The following is a 22323-nucleotide window of genomic DNA, read 5'->3' as shown; positions in this document are numbered from 1 at the left end:
AAAAAGTCCAAGTGTTTCGGTCTTAATTTTCGTTCTCTTGATGCTTTTTCAGTTTCTCCTAAAAACAGACACATTCAAGATCAACATTATCATTGAGCATCGTCTTGTAAATATGTTACACTAATCTTTAGAAAATGAATGATAGAGGAAGATTGGATGAGAAATTTAGTTGTTTTTTACACACATCCTTGGATGGGATTGCTGATGGACCAAATGGGGCTATGGACATTGGTTTTGTCCACTAGAATGTAGAACTTGAGCAGTTTGCCAAACAGGTGACTGCCAATGCAGATACGATATTATGGGGAAGAGCAACCTATGAGATGGTGTACCAGTATTGGCCAAATATGTTGAACAATGAGGAGAAGGAAGTGAGCATGAACGTGCTCATGCTGCCTGGATAGACGCTGTTGAAAAAATTGTTTGTTCAAGAACGTTACAAAAAACTGCATGGAATCATTCAACTTTGATTCATGAACAGATTACCGAAAAATTCGATATTTGAAAACAGAAAATGCTAGCGATATTTTAGTTTTAGGAAGCCCTCGTCTGACTAAATTTCTCCTGAAAGAAACCGTAGTTGATGTTTTGGAATTGACTGTGTCGCCAGTCATTTTTGGGAGTGGCCTACAATTGTTTGAAGGGATAGAAGAGCACCTTGAATTAGTAGACACTCAAATAATGGAATAGGGAGTGCTTGGACTGACATACCGGATACGAAAGGATAGAGAGTTGCCGAATGAAGCAGATAGTCAATAATAGAAGCGTTTCCATTTTTGTGTTATACTAGAGGCATAAAGTTGTGAGGGAAAGATTATGACAGAGGTTGATTATCGTAAAGTAACTGGTTTGGTTCATTCAACAGAAAGTTTTGGTTCCGTTGATGGTCCTGGTGTACGTTTTGTTGTCTTTATGCAAGGTTGCCATATGCGTTGCCAATATTGCCACAATCCAGATACATGGGATTTGGTCAACCCTGCTGCGACGGAGCGTACTGCAGAGGATGTGTTAAATGAGGCACTTCGGTTTCGTATGTTTTGGGGAAAGGAAGGCGGAATAACTGTTTCTGGTGGTGAAGCTACCATTCAGATTGATTTTTTGATTGCGTTATTCACTCTTGCAAAAGAAAAAGGCATCCATACCACATTGGATACCTGTGCCTTAACCTTCCGTTCAACGGAGCGATATTTGGAAAAATACAATCGTCTCATGGAAGTGACAGATTTGGTGCTTCTTGATATTAAGGAAATAAATCCTGAACAACACCGAGTTGTGACTGGACACAGTAATAAAACCATTTTGGAATGTGCTCGTTATTTATCCGACATTGGAAAACCTGTTTGGATTCGTCACGTTTTGGTACCAAATTTAACTGATCGAGATGAAGATTTGATTGAGCTTGGTAAATTTGTCAAAACTTTAAACAATGTAGAACGTTTTGAGGTATTGCCATACCACAATCTTGGTGAATTTAAGTGGCGTGAACTTGGTCGTCCATATCCACTTGAGGGAACAAAACCTCCAACACGAGCTAGAGTGGAAAATGCTAAAGCCTTGATGGAGACTGAAACTTATCAAGAATATCTGAATCGAATTAAGGGATAAAATACTAAAAAAAAGAACAGGAAGTGCCGGAGCATTTCCTGTTTTTTTTTTTATTCTAAGATTAATTTTGTTTTAATGCCATCCACATCAACAAAGGCTGCGCTATTGTCTAGTCTGTGAAGGTTTAGGTTTGCAACAATGGCACGATTCAAGGTTGCTTCAAAAGCTTCTGGATTGGAATAGATGACCGTATAGTAGGCAAGTCCTGGCATGCCTTCTTGTCTGGTTTTCAGATTTTTTCCTCCCCATTCGTTGACAGCTAGGTGGTGATGGTAGTCGCCGGAAGCTAACCAGGCTGCAGATGGGACGGAGAATTTATCCTCGATAGCTAAGACCTCCTGGTAAAACCGGCTAGAAGCAGCGCTTTCTCGGACAGACAGATGGACATGCCCCATGCGACTGCCAGCTGGCATTTGATAGGCTGCGTCAGCTTTTTTCCCTAAAGCATAGATCGTTTCAGCATCCATAGGCTCAGTAATGCCGACGATGCGGCCGTCTGGGCGGACATCCCAAGTGTCTTGAGGCAGGTCGCGGTAAATCTCAACGCCATTGCCTTCGGTGTCGGCTAGGTAAATGGCTTCGCTGTAACCGTGGTCGCTGGCCCCTTGGAGGGGAATCTTATTGTCGATAAAGTGGCGAAAAATGGTCCCAAGGTCTTCGCGGCTAGGTAGGACAATGGCCAAGTGGTAGAGTCCGTAGCTGTGGTGGACTTCGTCTTTCTGCTCTGTCTGAATCAGGCGGATAAGGATGTTTTTTTCAACGCCAAGGTCAATCTGTTTAGGGCTTTGGGAGAGGACTTTCAGCCCCAAGACTTGTTGGTAAAACTGGCTTTGGAGTTCTAAATCGCGGACGTTGAGGGCGACATGGCCCAGTTCAAAATGTGAGTTGTACATCGTAATTCCTGACTTTCTTATTCATTTAGTTTATGGTATGATTGTAACAGATACATTAAAAAACACAAGTACGATTTTATAAAATGGTTACTATTTTTTTCTAAAGTAATGGGTATTTTCAATAGAAAGAGGGAGGAAAAACATGCCAAAATATCATATCAATAATATCTATGCCTGTCCTTATTTAGCTACACAGACAGTCTTGTCTGGAAAATGGAATATTTTATTATTGCATCATATTGAGGACGGACCGATTCGGTTTAATGAATTGCATCGTCGATTGACTGGCATTTCACAAGCAACCTTAACCAAGCAGTTGCGTCAATTGGAAGAAGATGGCTTAATCACACGCAAGGTCTATGCACAAGTACCGCCAAAGGTCGAGTATGAACTGAGCGAGATTGGTCAGGAATTTAGATTGGTCTTGGAGCAAATTGAAACTTTCGGGGATAAATACATCAACTTTGTCAAATCAAAAAAATCTGAATGAGCCACTTGATTCATTCAGATTTTTGTATTTTTATAAGTCGGTATCCTTAACTGCATCTAACCAATCAGCGGCAGCTTTGGCTGTGCTTTCAAGGGCGCCTTCTTTGAACGGTGATTGGAGGTTTGCGGCTTCAACCACTTGCAAGAAGGACTTGGTGCCGCCCAAATCACAGATGCGGATGTAGTCTTCCCAAGCATTTTCATCGTGATCTACCTGCGTACGTTTCCAGAATTGTAGGGCACAGACTTGGGCCAAGGTGTAGTCAATGTAGTAGAATGGGCTAGCAAAGATGTGCCCTTGACGGTACCAGAAGATACCACGGTTGAGGGCTTCTGACTCAGAATAATCACGGTCTGGCAAGTAGAGGTCTTGGAGTTTTTTCCAAGTCGCCTTACGTTCTGCTGGTGTCATTTCTGGATGTTCATAGACTTCGTGCTGGAAGTGGTCCACCAAGACACCGTAAGGCAAGAAGAGCAGGGCGCTTGCCAAGTGGGTAAATTTATATTTATCGACTTGTTCCTTGAAGAAACGGTCCATCCACGGCCAAGTCATAAATTCCATAGACATAGAGTGGATTTCACAGGTTTCATAGGTCGGCCAGACAACTTCTGGACTTTGGATCCAACGGGAACGATAGACTTGGAAAGCGTGACCTGCTTCGTGGGTCAAAACATCAATATCACCGCTTGTTCCGTTGAAGTTAGAGAAGATGAATGGGCTTTTGTAGTCAGGGATATAGGTACAGTAGCCACCGCTGTTTTTGCCTGGTTTTGCTTTCAAGTCCAAGAGTTCATGCTCAATCATGAAATCAAAGAATTCGCCTGTTTCTGCGGATAATTCACGGTACATGTCTTGGGCTTGGCTGACGATAAAGTCAGGGTCACCCTGAGGAACAGCATTTCCGTCCAAGAACTCAAGGTTGAGGTCGTAGTGTTTGAGGCTTGGCACCTGCAATCGATTGGCTTGGCGTTGACGAAGATCTTGCACAATCGGTACGATATGTTTGAGGATTTCTTCACGGTAAACCTTGACCATATCACGATTGTAATCAAAACGGTTCATCTTGATGTAGCTGTATTCCACATAGTCCTTGAAGCCAAGTTTGTGGGCAATTTCCGTGCGGACTTTGACCAATTCATCGTAAACTCGGTCGAAATCAGCTTCCTTGCTTTCAAAGAAAGCGGTTGTAGCAGCAGAAGCAGCCTTGCGGACATCACGGTCGGTTGATTGACCGAATGGCCCCATTTGGGCCAGGTTGTAGGTCTGACCTTGGAAATTGATCTCTGCACCAGCAATCAATTTACTGTATTCATCGGTCAATTCGTTTTCCTTTTGGAACAAGGGAATCACATCAGATGAGAAAGTCTTGAGCTTGTTCTCTGCCTGCATGAAGAAAGTTTCAGGTAAAATATCTGCCAATTCAACCTTGTACGGTGTTTGGACAATGACACGATAGTAGTTGGTTGTCAATTCTTCAAATAAAGGATAATACTCGTTCCAAAATTTAGTTTCTTCGTTGTAAAACTCATCGTTCATGTCAATGGTATGACGGATCATCCAAAGATTGTACTGGGTATCGATTAAGTTGAGCAATTTTGTAGTAGCTATCACAAGTGTGCGAGTCGTTTCCAAATCACTAGCTTGAGCTAACTGTTCTGTTAGGTCAGAAAATTGCGCTTTAATCGCTGTATAATCAGGACGTATGTAGGTATAGTCTGAAAATTTCATATAGTTCTCCTTTTGCATTGTTACCTTTTATCTTACTCTTTTTGAAAACGTTTGGCAAATCCCGACCCGTCCATGTTCACAAGTCTTTCTATTTATGGTAAAATGTAGAAGATTATTAGAAAATGAGGTTGTAGACATGTCTAAATTTTTAGTTTTTGGTCACCAAAATCCTGATACTGATGCCATTGCATCATCATACGGGTGGGCTCATTTGGAGCGTGAAGTGTTTGGTCGTGATGCGGAAGCTGTAGCATTAGGAACACCAAATGAAGAAACTGCTTTTGCGCTTGAGTATTTTGGAGTTACTGCACCGCGCGTGGTTGAGTCTGCTAAGGCAGAAGGTGTTAACCAAGTCATCTTGACAGACCATAATGAATTTCAACAATCGATCGCAGACATCAAGGAAGTGGAAGTAGCAGCTGTTATTGATCACCACCGTGTTGCAAACTTTGAAACTGCAAATCCATTATATATGCGTTTGGAGCCAGTAGGTTCAGCATCATCAATCGTTTACCGTGCCTTTAAAGAAAACGGAGTAACACCTCCAAAAGAAGTAGCCGGACTTCTTTTATCAGGTTTGATTTCAGACACACTCTTGCTCAAATCTCCAACTACTCATGCAACAGATCCACAAGTTGCGGCTGAGTTGGCTGAAATTGCCGGTGTGAACTTGGAAGAATACGGCTTGGCACTCTTGAAAGCAGGCACCAACCTAGCCAGCAAGTCAGCAGAAGAATTGATTAATATTGATGCAAAAACATTTGCTTTAAATGGAAGCAATGTGCGTGTAGCCCAAGTCAATACAGTTGATATTGCAGAAGTTTTGGAGCGTCAAGAAGAAATCGAAGTTGCCATGACAGCGGCAATCGTTTCAGAAGGATACAGTGATTTCGTATTGATGATTACGGACATCGTAAACTCAAACTCTGAAATCGTTGCGCTCGGTAGTAACATGGACAAGGTGGAAGCTGCCTTTAACTTCAAGTTGGAAAACAACCACGCTTTCCTTGCAGGTGCCGTTTCACGGAAGAAGCAAGTTGTACCGCAATTAACAGATGCTTTTAATGCATAATTGCCCACTTACCGATTATCTTTGTGGTTGTTTGCCCTGATTTGCATTACTAAACCTATGCTTACAGGACATTGCTTCCATATTGATTCGGTAATTGGCATTGCCTAGCGCCTTCGGGTGCTTTTTTTATTGAAAGGAAACTCATGTCATATACAGTGAATTTTAAAGAAGTAGAGACGACAGGCTTAGAGGCAAGTATAGTGGCAGATGTTCTTGCAGGATTGCGGGCCAATGAAGCTCGCTACTTCTGGAACAAATACAAACAGAGGAGTATGTGGTTTACACACCAGATGAGAAACCTGAAATCCTGCCCATTATCAAGAAAGTATTAGCAGAGCGGGACATGGTTTTTTCTTATACTCCACTCAACGTAGCCCAACTTGAAGTAGATGGTATACTCTGATCTTTTGTTTTTTATGACAATGGCTTGGCAGTTAATGTCCTCTATATGCTTGAAGAAGGTGGCAAACGAGCGGTCTGTTTCAAATTGTCAGACGGCATTGAAATACCCAAAGAATTTGAAGGAAAATTCAAGTTTGCCCACCAACGCTCCAAACTAGCAGGCGAGATTCGTGGCACTTTCTTTGTTGTCAAGGGTGATTATTTATAGGGTAGAAAATCTGGGGAAACCCAGATTTTTTCTCCATACTTGACTTAAAGCTATATAATAGATATACAAAACTAAGGGAGAATGAATATGAACATTAAAGAAGTTTGTGAAGTGACTGGTCTATCAGCTGATACCATTCGTTATTATGAGCGGATAGGGCTTGTTCCCAAAATTGCACGAAAATCTTCTGGAGTGAGGGACTTTGCGGAAAATGATATAGCCATCTTGGAATTTGTTCGCTGTTTTAGGAGTGCGGGTATGTCGATTGAGCGCTTGATTGAGTATATGAGCTTGGTGCAGGCTGGAGATAGTACAGTGGAAGCTCGGATCGATTTACTAAAAGAAGAGCAGGAAGAATTGCGGTCACGATTGGTGGAAATTCAGGAAGCTTTAGACCGTTTGGATTATAAAATTGAAAATTATCGAACCATTTTAAGAGGAAAAGAAAGTGAATTGTTTGATGAGGGGAGAAGGGCAAGCAAAAAGAGCGGGGAATGATCCTCCGCTCTACTATTTTTTGTTCTATTTATGTGTCTGTTTCGGTCTAAATTTCTTTTTAAGTCCAATCTGAATTAAACGAAGCCCGATAAAGCCTGTTACACTTGCTAAGGTAAATGCGACAAAAACTGGCATACCTAAAGACAGGTAAATATAGCTTGAAATCACTGTTAGTAAGCTAAACAAAACAATATTGATAAAAAATACTAACTCTTTAACGCGATAATTCGTAGTATTTCTTGCTTGATAAGTTTGGTAACTTGCTTGTTGCTCTTTTGGGATATACTCTTCGTACTGGTATTCATGGGACTGATAGTGTCTTTGTGCCATATCGTCTCCTTTACTGCTCCAACAAGGATACCATAACATTACTGTGTTTTTATGACATTTATGTTACAAAACTATTACAAGGAATAAATTAGAAAAGTCTAAATATTAAAATCAACTAGTTGGGTATCAGAAATTTTCATTTTTGATATAATTATCTTATGAAGAAAATTACCATTACAGCAACGGCTGAAAGTATTGAACAGGTCAAAGAACTGATAGTAGCAGGCATTGATCGTATTTATGTAGGTGAAGAGAATCACGCTCTTCGTATTCCAACAAATTTTTCATATGATGAACTGAGGGAAATTGCAGAGCTTGTACATGGAGCGGGCAAAGAATTAACAGTCGCTGCCAATGCATTGATGCACCAAGATATGATGGATCATATCAAGCCTTTTATGGAGCTAATGCGTGAGATAAAGGTTGATTATTTAGTAGTTGGTGATGCGGGTTTGTTTTATATTAATAAACGCGATGGCTACAATTTTAAACTAATCTATGATACATCAGTTTTCGTTACTTCTAGTCGTCAAATTAATTTTTGGAAAGATCATGGAGCTGTAGAAGCCGTTTTGGCACGTGAAATTCCATCTGAAGAGCTTTTTGATATTTCTAAGAATTTGGAAATTCCAGCGGAAGTATTGGTTTATGGTGCGTCAGTCATCCACCATTCTAAACGAACTCTGTTACGAAATTATTATAATTTTGTAAAGGCTGATGAGACTGATTTATCGCGTCAACGTGGTTTGTTTTTAGCAGAACCTGCTGATCCAGAGAGTCATTATTCTATTTTTGAGGACAAACACGGTACTCATATTTTTATTAACAATGATATTGATATGATGACTAAGTTGGCAGAACTTTATTCACATGGTTATTGCAATTGGAAATTAGATGGTATTTTTTGCCCGGGTCAAAACTTTGTTGAAATCGCGAAATTATTTGTTAAAGCCAAAGAGTTGCTAGAGCAAGGAACTTTTACTTACGATCAGGCCTTTCTTTTGGATGAACAAGTTCGTAAACTTCATCCAGCTGAACGTGGTTTGGATACTGGTTTCTATGAATTTGATCGCAATAAAGTCAAATAAATCTAAGATTTGTTTTCCTATCCTAACAGAGCTGATAGATCTAATAAGCAATGATCTAATATCTGCACAGGTTTTCAATCATAAGCCATCTTTAATAGAAAGAAGTTAATTATGTCAAAAACACTGAAACGTCCTGAGGTCTTGTCACCTGCTGGGACTTTGGAAAAATTGAAGGTAGCCATCGATTATGGTGCTGATGCTGTTTTCGTCGGAGGTCAAGCCTATGGTTTGCGGAGCCGCGCTGGGAACTTTAGTATGGAACAGATGCGGGAAGGGATTGAATATGCCCACGCTCGTGGAGCTAAGGTTTATGTTGCTGCCAACATGGTAACTCATGAAGGAAATGAAGCAGGTGCAGGAGCTTGGTTCCGTGAATTGCGGGATATGGGCTTGGATGCTGTCATTGTATCTGATCCCGCCCTCATCGTGATCTGTGCAACAGAGGCACCGGGTCTTGAAATTCACTTGTCTACCCAAGCTTCGTCAACCAACTACGAAACCTTTGAGTTTTGGAAAGAGTTGGGCTTGACCCGCGTTGTTTTGGCTCGCGAGGTAACAATGGAAGAAGTAGCGGAAATTCGCAAACGCACAGATGTTGAAATCGAAGCCTTTGTCCATGGTGCTATGTGTATTTCTTATTCAGGACGTTGTGTCCTATCTAACCACATGAGCAAGCGAGATGCAAACCGTGGTGGGTGTTCTCAGTCATGTCGTTGGAAATACAATCTCTACGACTTACCGTTTGGTGAAGAACGTCGTTCGATTAAGGGCGAAATACCAGAGGAGTTCTCCATGTCTGCGGTGGATATGTGTATGATAGACCATATCCCGGATATGATTGAAAATGGTATCGATAGCTTGAAGATTGAAGGCCGAATGAAATCAGTTCATTATGTATCAACTGTTACAAACTGCTATAAAGCAGCAGTTGATGCTTACCTAGAAAGTCCAGAGAAATTCGAAACCATCAAACAAGACTTGATTGATGAGATGTGGAAGGTTGCACAGCGTGAATTGGCGACTGGATTTTACTACAGTCCACCAAGTGAAAATGAGCAACTCTTTGGAGCTCGTCGTAAAATTCCAGAGTATAAGTTTATTGGTGAAGTCGTTGCATTTGATAAGGATACGATGACTGCAACTATTCGTCAACGTAATGTGATCAATGAAGGTGACCAGGTGGAATTTTATGGACCTGGCTTCAGACATTTTGAATCAACGATTCAAGATCTGCATGATTCAAGTGGTAATAAAATCGACCGTGCCAATAAACCAATGGAATTATTGACCATTAAACTAGACCGTGAAATCTATCCTGGTGACATGATTCGTGCTTGCAAATCAGGTTTGATCAATCTTTATCAAGAAGATGGCCAGTCATTAACTATTAGAGCATAAATCAATTCAAAAAAAATCCGCAACCATTCCAGTTTCGAGATTTAGGGTGTGTCCGTCGAGCATCGTTGTGGATTTCCGTCAGAATCATTGTCTAGTGGAAATGGGAGAGTTCATCAAAATGACCTGTTTTCTACTTTTGATGTTCGTTGAGCATTAGATAAATTAACAAAAAAAAACGCATATCATCAACGTTTTCCTACAGGATTTTATGCGTTTTTTCTATTTCCGGTATGTTGCTCAATTTTTTTCTCTTGTTGCTGGGACGTTTTTACACTTTCTGGAACAAGGGTAATTTTCTGGATGTCTTCTATATTTATAATGCTGGTCACCTGGCGCTTGAAATTTTTCATAATAATACGTTGGCGTTCCGTATCGTATTTGACGATGTCTCCAGTAAAACTGCGGTTCCCGTAGATGACATGGATAGAAGCATTCTTGTACAAGGCAAGTTCTATGTTATTTTTTATTTCTTCCTTGGTATCTGGTTCAATAGCCTTTGAAGCTCTGCTATTGCCTAAAAAGATAGAGGCATGTTCCAAAATGACTTCGATAAATCTCTTCATGGCATAATCCTTTCAAACTTGATATAATCATATTATCCAATTTTTTAAAAAATGACAAGTTTTTTCGAATAGATGATTGAAGGAGGTCACAAATGGCAACATTTACTTTTGAAATTGAAGAAAAATTATTGGTCCTATCTGAAAACGAGAAGGGATGGACCAAAGAGTTGAATCGTGTATCTTTTAATGGTACACCTGCAAAATACGATATTCGGACTTGGAGTCCGGACCATAGCAAAATGGGAAAAGGGATTACTCTAAGCAATGAAGAATTCCAGGTTCTTCTAGACGCATTTGCCAATAAATAAACGAATGAAGCCTACGCGAAGAAGGCTTCATTTTTTGTGATCGGTTGTAATAAGCGGTGGCAGATGGTTACCAGTGCAATTTTTGCTAAATCAGGAAGAATAAATGGAAGAACAGTCCAAGCAATGGTGTCAGACCAAGTAGCACCAGATACTATTTTAAAAATAAGTACTCCAGGAAAAAAGCATGCTACAGATCCAAGTAAACAAGCTAGGAATACATTTACTGAGGATGAATTTGCCTTGGTAGCCATTGAGGTTAATCCTGCATAAAGTAGGAAGCCCCAGAGGAATCCAGCTGTTGGACCCACCAGTGCAGCAAATCCACCAGAAAAACCAGCAAAAACAGGCAAACCAATAGCGCCAAGTACTAGATATAATCCAACGCTTGCAAGGGCATCTTTAGGTTTGTAAAGACAAGCAACCAAGCCAATAGCTAATGTTTGGAGAGTAAATGGAACTGGGCCAATAGATAAACTAATTTGCGAAAGTGCAGCAATCAAAGCTGTTCCGATAGCGATATAAACAAGTGTTCTTGTTGATGTTTTGGTCATTTTGTTATCCCCTTTATTTTTTATGGTTAACAAAATTATAGTGAGAATCTAAAAGAAAGTCAATGGAATTTCATCGGCTGTAACAGCAATATAGTTTTTCTTTATATCTAAGTATACAAAATTAATATAAGTAAAAACATATTTATTAATATTATTTTACTTTTTGTTGTGTTACAATTCTAAAAAAGAAAGCGAGATTCCTTATGACCGAATTACTTGATATTTATCGTATCCTAAAGTCAAAAAAGTGGGTTGATCTTACTCATCAGATTGATGAAGCAAGTCCACATTTTCCAGCTCTACCAGCTTTAGAAAAACGACCAATTTTTACACATAAAGACGGATTCTTTGTTCAGCAATTTACAGTAGTCGGACAATATGGAACGCACATTGATGCTCCAGTTCATTTTGTTGAAGGTGCCCGTTATCTTGATGAAATTGATTTGAAAGATTTCCTACTTCCTCTTTATGTCATTGATAAGTCGGATGCGGTGGCAGCTAATCATGATTATGAGATTACGAAACAAGATATTTTAGACTTTGAGGCTGTCTATGGCGCTATTGCACCAGATTCATTTATTGCTTTTCGTTCCGACTGGTCAAAACGTTGGCCTAGCCAAGATGCAATTCGAAACTTAGATGAACAGGGTATTCAACACACACCAGGTTGGAGTCACGAAGCTTTGGAATATCTGATTGAAGAGCGTCATGTGAAAGCAGTGGGGCATGAAACATTAGATACTGACTCAGGTGCTTTAGCTACTAAAAATAATGGAAATCTAGTGGAGGAATACTACCTCTTGTCCAAAGATATTTACCAATTGGAAGTACTGACTAACCTTGATCAGGTGCCAGCCTCAGGTGCCTTGATTTCAATTGCCTTTCCACATTGGGAGAAAGCATCCGGTTCACCAGTGCGTGCTGTAGCTATTTTACCTTAAGAAAAAATCCAGACACGGATCAAATCTTCCTTGTCTGGATTTTTTTGAATTAACGCATGGTAACAAATTCTTCTGATCCTGTAGGGTGAATTGCAACAACAGCATCAAATTCTTCTTTTGTAGCCCCCATTTTGATAGCCACTGCAAACCCTTGAATCATTTCATCAACACCATATCCGATACCATGTAAACCAACAACCTGCTCGTTTTCTCCAGCGGTTACTAATTTGAATTTCGCCATTTGTCGATGTTTTCCTAGGGCAGTGTACATAGAGGTAAAGGCTGATGTATAAACTTTTATATTATCTTTTCCGTATTGGGAAATTGCTTCGTCTTCAGTTAGACCAACAGTTCCGATTGCTGGATGAGAAAAGACAACGGTTGGAATAGTATTGTAATCCATCTTAGCAGTTGGTTTATTATTAAACAGACGTTCTGCCAGAAGGCGACCGGCCTTGATGGCTACAGGTGTCAATTCTTTTTCACCAGTTACATCACCGAGCGCATAAATGCCGGAAATACCAGTCTCCTGAAATTCATCGACTGCAATATGCCCAGATGGAGTGAGTTGAACACCGGTTGCTTCAAGATTGAGCTTATCTACATTTGGTTTACGACCGATAGCCCAGAGAACTTGCTGAGCAACATGGCTACTACCGTCTTCAAAATGAATTTGGATGTGACCATCCTGTGTTTTTTCAAGGCTAATAGGTGTTTTTCCAGTATGGAGTGGGAGATTGGTCCGATTCATTTCTTCCATTAATGCCTCGACAATATAGGTATCAAAACTCCGAAGCGGACGGTTTCCTCGAACAAATAGGTCTGTTTGAACACCTAGTCCATGAAGGAGTCCAGCCATTTCAACAGCAATATAACCAGCTCCTAATATCGCTACTGAAGATGGTAATTCTTCCCAAGCAAAGACATCATCGGATACGATTCCCAACTCACTCCCTGGTATTGATGGTACATCAGGCCTAGCGCCTGTAGCGATGACAATATGTTTGGCACGTATCAATTCGCCATTAACTTCAACAGTTTGATTATCCACAAAACGTGCGAAACCGTTGATTACTTCTACTCCATTCTTATTAAAAGTATTACCATAGGATATGCGTGAACGTTCAATATAGGCCTCACGATTTTTTCGTAAGGTAGAGAAATCAAAGGTGACTTCTTGACTAGTAAAGCCATATTCTGGGCCATAGTTTTGAATGGCCTCTGCTATTTGAGATCCGTACCACATAATCTTTTTAGGGACACAGCCAAGATTGACACAGGTACCTCCTAGGTAACTAGCCTCAATGACTGCAGCCTTGGCACCATACATTGCAGCACGGTTCATTGTTGCAATACCTCCGCTACCTCCACCAATAGAAATAATATCGAATTCTTTCATGAATATCCTCCCAACTCAATTGTTTTACTACATTCATTGTAACGTTTTTGTGAGTATCAATCAAAAATCCACTACGGATTTCTTACAAAAGTGTAAGTGGGCATATCTTAACTTTTTTGTAAAATAATTAGGAAAACACTTGCATAAATTGATGTATTGGTGTATTATATGTTTAACACAAAATAAGTATGTTTTTCACAAACTAAAAGGAGAGATCTATGTTAAAGTCAAAAAAGGCTAAAATTGCTTTGTTTTCTGGATTGGGTGTTGCAGCTGTTGCACTCGTTGGAGGAGCATTACTGTACTCAGGTGTCATGGGTGGGTCGACTGTTAGTGATGAAACGATGCCTACAAGTTTGAGTTATCAAGTCGTTCAAGAGGGTTCAATTGCTTCATCTACCCTATTGACTGGTGTGGTTTCAGCTGCTGAGGAACAATATGTTTATTACGACCCTTCTAAGGGCGACATTAGTGAGATTCTAGTTGAGCCAGGTAGCCAAGTTGAAGCAGGAACAGCTCTACTTCGTTACGACAGTACAGAACTACAATCTGCTCTTGATTCAGCTGTTCGTGCACGAGATAAGGTTGGGCGTCAAATTGATGAGTTGCAACGGAATTATCAAACTGTAACCGTTCAAGCTGATGCTACAACAGGCGAAGACACTCAGTCAACTTCCCAACAATCATATGATTCACAGCTAGCTGATCTTAATGATGCCTATGCCGATGCACAGGCGGCTGTTGATAAAGCTTACACAGCAGTTTTAGAGGCGACAGTAACCAGTACAGTTTCAGGAACCGTAGTCGAAGTGAATAAATCTGTTTCTAAAAATGCAACAGGTAGTCAAACAGTCATTCACATCGTGAATCAAGCAAGTCTACAAGTAAAAGGCAACTTAACTGAGTATGATTTGGCAAATATCGCTACTGATCAAGCAGTCAAATTGACTACAAAAGTATATCCAGACCAAACTTGGGATGGGAAAATTTCCTATATTTCAAATTATCCTGCGACAGACCAAGAAGCTAGTGCAGTTGCCGGTGCAACAAGGGGAACTGGTGCAAAATATCCTTTCAAGGTTGCTATAACTAGTGAAGTTGGGGATTTGAAACTAGGGTTCACTGTGAATATTGAAGTAGTGAATACAAGCAAAAATATATTAGTTCCTGTGACAGCAGTTGTTTATGAGGAAGATAAGACATTTGTTTGGACAATTGTAGATGGGAAGGCTAAAAAAGTAGAAGTTACTTTAGGAAATGCTGATGCGATAAATCAGGAAGTGCAAACAGGATTGGCAGTTGGAGATCATGTCATTTCATACCCAACATTGGACTTAGAAGATGGAAAAGAGGTAGAAGCCTATGAAGAACCAGCTAATTAAGCTGACTAATATCAATAAGTCCTATAGAAATGGTGATCAAGAACTTCGAGTCCTTAAAGATATTGACTTAGAGGTAGAAGAAGGTGAATTTCTAGCGATTATGGGGCCTTCGGGCTCTGGTAAATCCACTTTAATGAACATAATAGGTTTATTAGATCGCTCTAGTTCAGGCAATTATTGGTTGGAGGGGGAGGAAGTTAGTCAGTTATCTGAGAAAAAATTAGCTTCAGTTCGAAATGATCAAATCGGCTTTGTCTTTCAACAATTCTTCTTGTTGTCTAAATTAAATGCATTACAAAATGTTGAATTACCGTTGATATATGCAGGTGTTCCCTCTGCAAAACGAAAAAAATTGGCCAAGCAATACCTGGAGAAGGTCGAATTGGCAGAACGTATGACCCACTTACCGTCTGAATTATCAGGTGGTCAAAAACAGCGGGTAGCTATTGCGCGTGCCTTAGTAAATACTCCTGCGATTATTCTTGCTGATGAACCAACAGGTGCTTTGGATACGAAGACCGGTCAGCAGATTATGGAATTATTAATAGAACTCAATAATGAAGGTAAGACAATCATTATGGTAACTCATGAACCTGAAATCGCTGCATATGCGAAACGAACAATTGTTTTACGAGACGGTGTCATTACTGAAGATAGACGTAGAGAGGAGATTTAAATGGAAAATTGGAAATTTGCCTTAAAATCAATCCTCGCACATAAAATGCGTTCTTTACTGACCATGTTGGGGATTATTATTGGTGTGGCAGCTGTTGTTGTTATCGTTGCCTTGGGAACTGGTATGAGTAAGAGTATTGAAAAAGCTCTTGCTGGTGACAAAAATAATGTTGAAGTCTACTTTATGCCATACACCGAATCGGATGAAAGTTCCTCAATGGGAATTTTTGGTAGTATTGGTGGTGGTGAAATGTCAATGGAAGAAGAACCTGATTTGACAGATGCGATGCTTCAGGGCTTATTAGAAATTGATGGGATTAGTAATTACTATATTAGTTTATCAAATACTACTGAAGTGTCTGCAGGAAGTAAGAAAGCTGATAATGTCTTTATAAATGGTGTAAGTCAATCCTATTTTGATGTGAAAGAGTTAGAGATATTGGCTGGTAGAAAGTTTATGCCAAATGATTATTCTCGATATTCGCGCATTATGATGTTAGATGTCAATTTAGCTGAAAAACTTTTTGGTAGTATGGATGCAGCCCTTAACCAGACGGTTAGTGTAAATCAAAACGTTTACCTTGTCGTTGGTGTCTATACAGATCCACAAGCTGGTTCAGCCCTTTACGGAATGAAATCTGGTGGGAATGCCATTATGACCAACACTCAATTGGCTACCGAAATGGGAGTAAATGAGAATCGAGGTCTATATCTTCACGTAGATGATGTTAGTCGTGCAGGGGAAGTTGGTCAAGCAGCAGCAGATTATTTAACGAAAGTTACTGGCTTAAAAGAAGCAAGATATGACATTTATGATATGTCAGCTATGCTGGATTCCTTTAGAAGTGAGATGGCTGGTGTCACAATGTTTATTGGTGCAGTTGCAGGGATCTCTTTGCTTGTTGGTGGTATTGGTGTCATGAACATTATGTTGGTTTCCGTCACTGAGCGAACTCGTGAAATTGGTCTCCGAAAAGCACTGGGAGCAACCCGAGGAAATATTCTCCTGCAATTCTTGATTGAAGCGATGGTGCTGACTACTCTGGGGGGAGCGATCGGTTTAGCTATTGCCCAAACTATCGTGTTTATTCTCAACGCTACAAAGGTGATGGGGGAAAATATGACGGCAGAAATCTCCATACCAGTTGTACTTGGTAGCTTGGCCTTTTCTGCGGTTGTTGGTATAGTATTTGGAGTATTACCAGCCAATAAAGCTTCGAAACTTGATCCGATTGAAGCTCTGCGTTATGAGTAATACAACAGTAACGATTAGGTTATCCTAGTCGTTTTTCTTTTTTGAGCAAATCAATTGACTATATCACTAATTAGAGATAAAATAAACGCATCAATTAAGAAAATAATGATCTCAAAGGAGAACACATCATGATAGAATTAGGTATTTCAACATTTGGCGAAACAACTCCATTAGAAAAAACTGGCGAGACTTACAGCCATGACGAGCGGATACGCCAACTAGTCAAAGAAATAGAGCTAGCAGATGCGGTGGGGCTTGATGTATATGGGATTGGGGAGCATCACCGAGAAGATTTTGCGGTTTCTGCACCTGAGATTGTGCTGGCAGCTGGTGCCGTCAATACCAAGCAGATCAAGCTAACATCGGCAGTTTCTATCCTTTCCTCCATGGACCCTGTGAGACTATACCAGCAATATGCCACAATCGATGCTTTATCAAATGGCAGAGCAGAGATTATGGCTGGTCGTGGTTCCTTTACGGAGTCTTTTCCCTTGTTTGGCTATGACCTCTATGACTATGAAGAACTCTTCGATGAAAAGTTGGATATGCTTTTGGAAATTGACAAGGAAACAAATCTCAAGTGGGATGGGCGTTTCACTCAGTCCGTCGATAATAAGCCGGTCTATCCACGTCCTGTTCAGGAAGATTTTCCAATTTGGGTCGCAACTGGAGGGGATTGTGTCATAATAATGACAGGTGCTTAAAACGCTGATAAATCAAGGATTTGGGCGTTCTACAAATATATACTGTAAAAAATCAGAAATGGTGGTATAATTTAAAGTGGAGGATATTACCATGAAAATTAATGCTGTAGATTTATTTTGCGGTGTTGGAGGATTGACCTGCGGTATTCAGCAAGCAGGTATAAATGTGGTTGCTGGTTATGATATAGATCCTCGTAGTCAATTTGCTTATGAATTTAACAATAATGCAAGATTTATATTGAAAGATGTTAAAGAAATTGATCATCAAGAAATTAGAAATCTCTATCCAGACGATACTGATATAAAGATTTTAATGGGTTGTGCTCCATGTCAGCCCTTTTCGACATATAGTCATAAGTATAAGAACAATGAAAACACACGTCAGAAGATGGATCTTTTAGATTATTTTGGTCAACAAATTGAGTATGTTCAACCAGATATTGTATCTATGGAAAATGTTCCGCAAATGGTCAAAGAAAAAGTATTTGCCAATTTTATCCAGATTTTAGAGGATAACGATTATTCAATTGATTATAAGGTGGTTTACGCTCCAGAATATGGTGTCCCTCAAAAAAGAAAACGCTTATTACTTTTAGCCTCAAAATTAGGAGAAATAAAGTTACTTCCTCCTCAGTTTGACAAAAATAATTATCCTACACTTAGGGAGACAATTGCTAGCCTACCTGAATTGAAAGCAGGTGAAATTGATCCTAAAGATTCTCTGCATCGGAGTAGAAATGTTTCTGAATTGAATATGAAGAGGATAAAACAGTCAAAACCAGGTGGAACTTGGAGAGATTGGGATGAGGAGTTATTACTTGAAGCTTATAAGAAAAAAAGCGGAGCTTCCTTTGGATCGGTTTATGGCCGCTTAGAATGGGATCAACCTGCGAATACAATAACAACACAATTTCCAGGAATTGGGAATGGTCGCTTCGGTCATCCAGAGCAAGATAGAGCATTAAGTTTAAGAGAAGGTGCAATGTTACAAACATTCCCTAGGAACTACCTGTTTACAGAACCTGAACTTGGAGGAAGTTATCCTATTGCACAAGTAGCATTACAAATTGGTAATGCTGTACCACCTAAATTAGGTGAAGTTATTGGTAAGAGTATAATAAAACATTTAGAGGAAATTTATCATGACTAGTTTAAAGTTTTCAATAGCTAATAATGCTGTTACCCATTTAGGTAGAAATTTATATTCGACGACTCCTCCTGCTTTGGCAGAATTAGTTGCTAACTCTTATGATGCTTATGCAACAGCTGTAAATATTAATTTATCAAATGAGTCAATTTCAATTATTGATAATGGTAAGGGATTAAGTATTAAAGAGCTGGAAACTAAGTATGCTATTATTGGTTCAGAAAAACAAAAGGAGGTTCCTTTTAATAATTTGACCGAAAGAAAACCAATGGGGAAAAAAGGCATTGGAAAGTTAGCTGCATTTAGTTTAGGGGATGTATATACGGTTTATTCCAAAAGTGTTGGTCAAACAGGATGGTTAACTTTTACACTAAATTATAAGGAAATGACGAGTAAAAATGATTATGATGTAGAAGTTAAAAAAACTGAACTTCCAGAAGAATTCTTAGAATATAAACAATATTCTTCAGGTTTTATTGTTAAAATTACTTCTACTCGTCGAAAGATAACAGCAGCAACCAAAGATAATATAAAAAAACAACTTTCAAGACGATTTTACATAGATCATTCAAAAACGCAATTTGATTTAAAAATAGACGGTAAAAAACTTAGTTTAGATGCAAATGAATACTATGATAAAATTGAGTATTTAGTTTATTTTGGAAAAGAGGAAGATTTTACATTAAAGTCAAAATTTCCGAAAGCCAAAAGATTTGAAAAGTATTCTAAGAATGATAAAATTGAAAAATATTTTTCAGACCTCAATATTCATGGATGGATTGGTACTACAAACAGGCCTAAAGATCTGAAAAATGAAGATGGAGCTAGTTTTGCTAACATTATTATTTTAGCAAACGGAAAAATTGCTGATGAAGATATTTTAAAGAGTAAGTCTAACGCGCGCATAGCAAATAGTTATATTGTTGGTGAAATAATAGCAGATGATTTTATAGCGAGTTTAATTGACCCTATTACTTCAAGTAGACAAGGGTTGGATGATTCAATACCTGAAGTTGAAGAATTAATTGATAATATAAATAAGGTAAGAGATTTTGTTATTGATCAATGGGATGTAATTAGACAAGATTACGCAATTGAAAAATTACCAACAAGAATTAAGCAAAACCATTCGTACAAAAATTGGTTATCAAGTCTTACAATGGAACAGAAAAAGTTTAATAATAAGCTTTTAGATTTGCTTTCAAGTAAACTAGATGAAGATATTCCAGTTGATGAGAAAGCAGTAGATTCAATGGTGACCTCCATTTCAAGTGTAATAAATAATTTGGAAGCCGATGAACTAATTGCCAGTTTCTCAAAAGAAACGGATGCTGAAGTTCAATTTGATCTATTATTTAAATTGATGGATAATATTGCTAAAACTGAAGATATAAACCATGCTAATCTTATCAAGAAAAGACTTTCAGCAATTGAAGAATTAGAACGTTTAATGGAAAAAACTGAAACACCTGAAAAGCTATTTGAAGAACATCTTTCTGAAAATCCATGGCTAATTATGCCTTATTGGAATATTGATAGAAATAAAACTAAAGAAACAGATTACTTGATGAATCAAGAGTATTTTAGGTTAGATTTGGGAGATAATAATTTTAAAAAGAATTTTCTGGATATTTTGATAAGAGTAGCGGAAGAGGAATATCCTATAATTGTTGAATTAAAGAAAAATACTGCAAAAGGATATGCTAAAGTGGTTTATACGGATATTTATAATCAAGTCACGAATTATCGACGAGCAATGATTCAAAAGGTTCCTGATTTAAAAGGAATTAATGAAAAAGAGATAAAGGTTATTTTTATCCTTTCTGAAGATACAGGATTGCCTGGAAGTGGAAATAATATTGAAATATCAGTTGACGAAAAACAAATGTTAGAAAGCATGAATATATCAATATTGAAATATAATAAAATCCTGGCAGAAGCTAAGAAAATGTACAAAGACCACCTTGAGTATCAAAAACAAGCAAAGATTATTCCAGATTTAAGCTCTGAAGTGGGAGAGACTAATTAATAATCAGAAGTTATTGATGATAAAAGAAAATAACTGATATATATAAGCAAGGGATTATGATACAAGACTACATTTCCTACATCTGTTTCAAAGTGGGGCATGATAAGGTGATTTTGAACTTTGCTGGTGGAATTTTAGCCAATGATGAAGGTAAGGTTCTCATGCAGTTACGAGGGGATAAGAAAACATGGGCGATCCCAGGTGGGGGGATTGTGTCATAATAATGTCAGGTGCTTAAAACGCTGTTAAATCAAGGATTTGAGCGTTCTACAATCTGTCATTAAGGAGGAATTTTTTAGATTTTATAAATAATATCGCTTTAGCGAGAACATTTTAATAAGTGTTCTCGCTTTTTTAGTTTCAGGAGGAAAATCATGCAAAAGAATGAACAGTCATCACGACAAATTGTGATGTGTCATCTCATGGCTATCATGAGAATCGATATCAATAAAGCGAAGCGGATAGTTGCTGAAATGGAGGAGAAAGGACTCATTCAATTTGATGAGTTGGGAAATGTTGGCCTGTTAGTGTTGGAGGTACAATCATGAAACGTATCACCGCAAATCACTATCAAACGTCAGAGCGTTATTATAAGCTCCCTAAACTCTTATTTGAGAGCGAACGCTACAAGGACATGAAACTTGAGGTTAAGGTTGCTTATGCTGTTCTAAAAGACCGTTTAGAGTTGTCCTTGAGTAAAGGTTGGATAGATGAAGATGGGGCTATTTATCTGGTCTATTCCAACTCAAAACTCATGGCACTACTTGGCTGTTCCAAGTCTAAGTTGTTGGCTATTAAGAAAACGTTGCGAGAGTATGGCTTGATAGATGAAGTCCAACAATCTTCCAGTGAAAAAGGACGAATGGCCAATAAGATTTACTTGGGGGAGTTGGAACATGAACCTACCCCAGTCTCAAATTCAAACGGGGGTAGTGTTCAAAAAACACTAGGGGGGTATCAAAATCAGCCGGGGCCGGTCTTAAATTCAGCCACTAGTGAGACTGAAGTTAGTGAGACTGATATGAGTGAAACTAAAGAGAGTGAGTCAGTCATTGAGGACGAGGAGGAGAAAGAGAGTCTAACAAGTAAGAAAAGTGACGATGACAATTTTCAACGTAAAGTAGACCGAGTCACAAGATACGACAAAGATTATATTTGGGGCTTGGTACATGATCAGTTGAGACAAGTTGGTCTATCACGAGCCGCTAGTGATTATGCCATGCTTTATTTTGATCATCGGTATCAGTACGCTTTAGAGAATATGAGGTTTGCGGACAGAACAGAAACGATAGCGGAATACGTCTTTAATGGCGTCTTATCCGAATGGACCAAGGTCCAACGCTTAAAAGAACTAAAAGGGGGTGAGTAAGATGTTTTGGTGGATATTATTAGGTATTTGGGGATTAGGAATGATTTGGTTCATTTTTGAACTTATCACTGCCCCAGAAATGGAAGATCATTGTTAAGCAAGGACGTTACGCAAGAAGTAAGGTCCTTTTTAGTTTTGTCAGAAAGGAATGAGAGACATGAAGTTTTTAGATTTGTTTGCAGGAATTGGAGGCTTTCGACTGGGGTTAACCCGTCAGGGCCATGAGTGTATTGGCTTTTGTGAGATTGACAAGTTTGCGAGGAAATCTTACAAGGCCATCTATGAGAC

At 39.0% G+C, this 22323-nt stretch carries 24 protein-coding genes and 2 pseudogenes; 20 read left to right on the top strand and 6 right to left on the bottom strand.

Going from position 1 to position 22323, the window contains the following annotated elements; genetic code table 11:
- The first annotated feature begins 501 nt into the window (after positions 1-501).
- Positions 502-690, top strand: a complete 189-nt coding sequence (locus tag ACPC58_RS09835; RefSeq protein WP_274504636.1) for a dihydrofolate reductase family protein — start codon at positions 502-504, stop codon at positions 688-690.
- Positions 691-813: 123 nt separating this feature from the next.
- Positions 814-1605 carry a pyruvate formate-lyase-activating protein gene (gene pflA / locus ACPC58_RS09830; protein WP_024391193.1) on the top strand — a complete coding sequence of 264 codons (792 nt, stop codon included), beginning with the start codon at positions 814-816 and terminating at the stop codon, positions 1603-1605.
- A gap of 50 nt (positions 1606-1655) precedes the next feature.
- Here pflA and ACPC58_RS09825 read toward each other — a convergent pair whose 3' ends face one another.
- Entirely contained in the window at positions 1656-2498 is an 843-nt protein-coding gene (locus tag ACPC58_RS09825) for a VOC family protein (RefSeq protein ID WP_434065915.1), read from the bottom strand.
- 142 nt (positions 2499-2640) lie between these two features.
- On the opposite strand from ACPC58_RS09825, the gene ACPC58_RS09820 reads away from it, so the two are divergent.
- Complete coding sequence (locus ACPC58_RS09820; RefSeq protein ID WP_130555611.1) at positions 2641-2988, top strand: winged helix-turn-helix transcriptional regulator; 348 nt, start codon at positions 2641-2643, stop codon at positions 2986-2988.
- A gap of 30 nt (positions 2989-3018) precedes the next feature.
- Here ACPC58_RS09820 and ACPC58_RS09815 read toward each other — a convergent pair whose 3' ends face one another.
- Positions 3019-4716, bottom strand: a complete 1698-nt coding sequence (locus ACPC58_RS09815; protein WP_217374774.1) for a M3 family oligoendopeptidase — start codon at positions 4714-4716, stop codon at positions 3019-3021.
- A gap of 136 nt (positions 4717-4852) precedes the next feature.
- On the opposite strand from ACPC58_RS09815, the gene ACPC58_RS09810 reads away from it, so the two are divergent.
- The 3 genes and pseudogenes from ACPC58_RS09810 to nmlR all read left to right on the top strand — a co-directional run bounded on the left by ACPC58_RS09810 (position 4853) and on the right by nmlR (position 6896).
- Positions 4853-5788: a manganese-dependent inorganic pyrophosphatase gene (locus tag ACPC58_RS09810; RefSeq protein WP_217374775.1), complete on the top strand. Its 936-nt coding sequence runs from the start codon at positions 4853-4855 to the stop codon at positions 5786-5788.
- Positions 5789-5931: 143 nt separating this feature from the next.
- A pseudogene (locus tag ACPC58_RS09805) lies at positions 5932-6398 on the top strand (phage tail protein).
- An 87-nt stretch (positions 6399-6485) separates the two neighbouring features.
- On the top strand, positions 6486-6896 hold the full coding sequence (gene nmlR, locus ACPC58_RS09800) for a stress response transcriptional regulator NmlR (protein ID WP_434065914.1): 411 nt from the start codon (positions 6486-6488) through the stop codon (positions 6894-6896).
- 24 nt (positions 6897-6920) lie between these two features.
- On the opposite strand, the gene ACPC58_RS09795 is transcribed toward nmlR, so the two are convergent.
- On the bottom strand, positions 6921-7226 hold the full coding sequence (locus ACPC58_RS09795; RefSeq protein ID WP_217374777.1) for a DUF3270 domain-containing protein: 306 nt from the start codon (positions 7224-7226) through the stop codon (positions 6921-6923).
- 158 nt (positions 7227-7384) lie between these two features.
- Here ACPC58_RS09795 and ACPC58_RS09790 point away from each other — a divergent pair, with 158 nt between their 5' ends.
- Together ACPC58_RS09790 and ACPC58_RS09785 are read left to right on the top strand one after the other, a co-directional pair.
- Positions 7385-8314 (top strand): peptidase U32 family protein, encoded by a 930-nt coding sequence (locus tag ACPC58_RS09790; RefSeq protein WP_274504639.1) that lies wholly within the window; start codon positions 7385-7387, stop codon positions 8312-8314.
- Between the two features lie 111 nt (positions 8315-8425).
- A complete protein-coding gene (locus ACPC58_RS09785) occupies positions 8426-9712 on the top strand; it encodes a peptidase U32 family protein (RefSeq protein ID WP_217374779.1) in 1287 nt (428 codons plus the stop codon).
- 206 nt (positions 9713-9918) lie between these two features.
- Here the strand turns inward: ACPC58_RS09785 and ACPC58_RS09780 are convergent, their stop codons facing one another.
- Positions 9919-10275, bottom strand: coding sequence for a hypothetical protein (locus tag ACPC58_RS09780; protein WP_217374780.1), 357 nt, complete (start codon positions 10273-10275; stop codon positions 9919-9921).
- Between the two features lie 92 nt (positions 10276-10367).
- Between ACPC58_RS09780 and ACPC58_RS09775 the strand changes: the two genes are divergently transcribed.
- Positions 10368-10583 (top strand): YdbC family protein, encoded by a 216-nt coding sequence (locus ACPC58_RS09775; RefSeq protein ID WP_171988872.1) that lies wholly within the window; start codon positions 10368-10370, stop codon positions 10581-10583.
- A gap of 11 nt (positions 10584-10594) precedes the next feature.
- Here ACPC58_RS09775 and ACPC58_RS09770 read toward each other — a convergent pair whose 3' ends face one another.
- Complete coding sequence (locus ACPC58_RS09770; RefSeq protein WP_434065913.1) at positions 10595-11134, bottom strand: biotin transporter BioY; 540 nt, start codon at positions 11132-11134, stop codon at positions 10595-10597.
- A 203-nt stretch (positions 11135-11337) separates the two neighbouring features.
- Between ACPC58_RS09770 and ACPC58_RS09765 the strand changes: the two genes are divergently transcribed.
- The gene (locus ACPC58_RS09765) at positions 11338-12075 is read left to right on the top strand and encodes a cyclase family protein (RefSeq protein ID WP_130555616.1); all 738 of its coding nucleotides are present in this window, start codon (positions 11338-11340) and stop codon (positions 12073-12075) included.
- Positions 12076-12124: 49 nt separating this feature from the next.
- Here ACPC58_RS09765 and gorA read toward each other — a convergent pair whose 3' ends face one another.
- Positions 12125-13474 (bottom strand): glutathione-disulfide reductase, encoded by a 1350-nt coding sequence (gene gorA / locus ACPC58_RS09760; protein WP_434065912.1) that lies wholly within the window; start codon positions 13472-13474, stop codon positions 12125-12127.
- A 218-nt stretch (positions 13475-13692) separates the two neighbouring features.
- Here gorA and ACPC58_RS09755 point away from each other — a divergent pair, with 218 nt between their 5' ends.
- From ACPC58_RS09755 to ACPC58_RS09710, 10 genes and pseudogenes are all read left to right on the top strand, one after another.
- Positions 13693-14856: an efflux RND transporter periplasmic adaptor subunit gene (locus ACPC58_RS09755; RefSeq protein ID WP_434065911.1), complete on the top strand. Its 1164-nt coding sequence runs from the start codon at positions 13693-13695 to the stop codon at positions 14854-14856.
- Positions 14837-15532 (top strand): ABC transporter ATP-binding protein, encoded by a 696-nt coding sequence (locus ACPC58_RS09750; protein WP_024396781.1) that lies wholly within the window; start codon positions 14837-14839, stop codon positions 15530-15532. Before ACPC58_RS09755 ends, ACPC58_RS09750 begins: the two co-directional genes overlap by 20 nt.
- A complete protein-coding gene (locus ACPC58_RS09745) occupies positions 15533-16786 on the top strand; it encodes an ABC transporter permease (RefSeq protein ID WP_217374785.1) in 1254 nt (417 codons plus the stop codon). It begins immediately after the preceding gene.
- A 128-nt stretch (positions 16787-16914) separates the two neighbouring features.
- Complete coding sequence (locus ACPC58_RS09740; RefSeq protein ID WP_434065910.1) at positions 16915-17490, top strand: LLM class flavin-dependent oxidoreductase; 576 nt, start codon at positions 16915-16917, stop codon at positions 17488-17490.
- A 91-nt stretch (positions 17491-17581) separates the two neighbouring features.
- On the top strand, positions 17582-18640 hold the full coding sequence (locus ACPC58_RS09735; protein ID WP_434065909.1) for a DNA cytosine methyltransferase: 1059 nt from the start codon (positions 17582-17584) through the stop codon (positions 18638-18640).
- Positions 18633-20666, top strand: coding sequence for an ATP-binding protein (locus ACPC58_RS09730; protein WP_434065908.1), 2034 nt, complete (start codon positions 18633-18635; stop codon positions 20664-20666). Before ACPC58_RS09735 ends, ACPC58_RS09730 begins: the two co-directional genes overlap by 8 nt.
- A 56-nt stretch (positions 20667-20722) precedes the next feature.
- Positions 20723-20878, top strand: a pseudogene (locus tag ACPC58_RS09725) (DNA mismatch repair protein MutT); the annotation flags it as partial.
- A gap of 162 nt (positions 20879-21040) precedes the next feature.
- A complete protein-coding gene (locus tag ACPC58_RS09720) occupies positions 21041-21214 on the top strand; it encodes a hypothetical protein (protein WP_282719336.1) in 174 nt (57 codons plus the stop codon).
- On the top strand, positions 21211-22035 hold the full coding sequence (locus tag ACPC58_RS09715; protein ID WP_434065907.1) for a replication initiator protein A: 825 nt from the start codon (positions 21211-21213) through the stop codon (positions 22033-22035). Before ACPC58_RS09720 ends, ACPC58_RS09715 begins: the two co-directional genes overlap by 4 nt.
- A 157-nt stretch (positions 22036-22192) precedes the next feature.
- Positions 22193-22323 (top strand): DNA cytosine methyltransferase (locus ACPC58_RS09710; RefSeq protein WP_434065916.1); only part of this gene is annotated, 131 nt, incomplete at its 3' end.

The organism is Streptococcus sp. VTCC 12905, assembly GCF_049893385.1.
Lineage (GTDB): Bacteria > Bacillota > Bacilli > Lactobacillales > Streptococcaceae > Streptococcus > Streptococcus suis_AA.
Note: the sequence above shows the minus strand (reverse complement) of the source record. Positions and strands in the feature narration are given on the sequence as shown.

Coding starts and splice junctions, on each gene's coding strand:
- nmlR (WP_434065914.1), top strand. CDS start 6,486: ATGAACATTAAAGAAGTTTGTGAAGTGACTGGTCTATCAGCTGATACC.
- ACPC58_RS09785 (WP_217374779.1), top strand. CDS start 8,426: ATGTCAAAAACACTGAAACGTCCTGAGGTCTTGTCACCTGCTGGGACT.
- ACPC58_RS09820 (WP_130555611.1), top strand. CDS start 2,641: ATGCCAAAATATCATATCAATAATATCTATGCCTGTCCTTATTTAGCT.
- ACPC58_RS09775 (WP_171988872.1), top strand. CDS start 10,368: ATGGCAACATTTACTTTTGAAATTGAAGAAAAATTATTGGTCCTATCT.
- ACPC58_RS09795 (WP_217374777.1), bottom strand. CDS start 7,226: ATGGCACAAAGACACTATCAGTCCCATGAATACCAGTACGAAGAGTAT.
- ACPC58_RS09780 (WP_217374780.1), bottom strand. CDS start 10,275: ATGAAGAGATTTATCGAAGTCATTTTGGAACATGCCTCTATCTTTTTA.
- ACPC58_RS09720 (WP_282719336.1), top strand. CDS start 21,041: ATGCAAAAGAATGAACAGTCATCACGACAAATTGTGATGTGTCATCTC.
- ACPC58_RS09755 (WP_434065911.1), top strand. CDS start 13,693: ATGTTAAAGTCAAAAAAGGCTAAAATTGCTTTGTTTTCTGGATTGGGT.
- gorA (WP_434065912.1), bottom strand. CDS start 13,474: ATGAAAGAATTCGATATTATTTCTATTGGTGGAGGTAGCGGAGGTATT.
- ACPC58_RS09715 (WP_434065907.1), top strand. CDS start 21,211: ATGAAACGTATCACCGCAAATCACTATCAAACGTCAGAGCGTTATTAT.
- ACPC58_RS09730 (WP_434065908.1), top strand. CDS start 18,633: ATGACTAGTTTAAAGTTTTCAATAGCTAATAATGCTGTTACCCATTTA.
- ACPC58_RS09815 (WP_217374774.1), bottom strand. CDS start 4,716: ATGAAATTTTCAGACTATACCTACATACGTCCTGATTATACAGCGATT.
- ACPC58_RS09735 (WP_434065909.1), top strand. CDS start 17,582: ATGAAAATTAATGCTGTAGATTTATTTTGCGGTGTTGGAGGATTGACC.
- ACPC58_RS09825 (WP_434065915.1), bottom strand. CDS start 2,498: ATGTACAACTCACATTTTGAACTGGGCCATGTCGCCCTCAACGTCCGC.
- ACPC58_RS09790 (WP_274504639.1), top strand. CDS start 7,385: ATGAAGAAAATTACCATTACAGCAACGGCTGAAAGTATTGAACAGGTC.
- ACPC58_RS09810 (WP_217374775.1), top strand. CDS start 4,853: ATGTCTAAATTTTTAGTTTTTGGTCACCAAAATCCTGATACTGATGCC.
- ACPC58_RS09770 (WP_434065913.1), bottom strand. CDS start 11,134: ATGACCAAAACATCAACAAGAACACTTGTTTATATCGCTATCGGAACA.
- ACPC58_RS09750 (WP_024396781.1), top strand. CDS start 14,837: ATGAAGAACCAGCTAATTAAGCTGACTAATATCAATAAGTCCTATAGA.
- ACPC58_RS09765 (WP_130555616.1), top strand. CDS start 11,338: ATGACCGAATTACTTGATATTTATCGTATCCTAAAGTCAAAAAAGTGG.
- ACPC58_RS09740 (WP_434065910.1), top strand. CDS start 16,915: ATGATAGAATTAGGTATTTCAACATTTGGCGAAACAACTCCATTAGAA.
- ACPC58_RS09745 (WP_217374785.1), top strand. CDS start 15,533: ATGGAAAATTGGAAATTTGCCTTAAAATCAATCCTCGCACATAAAATG.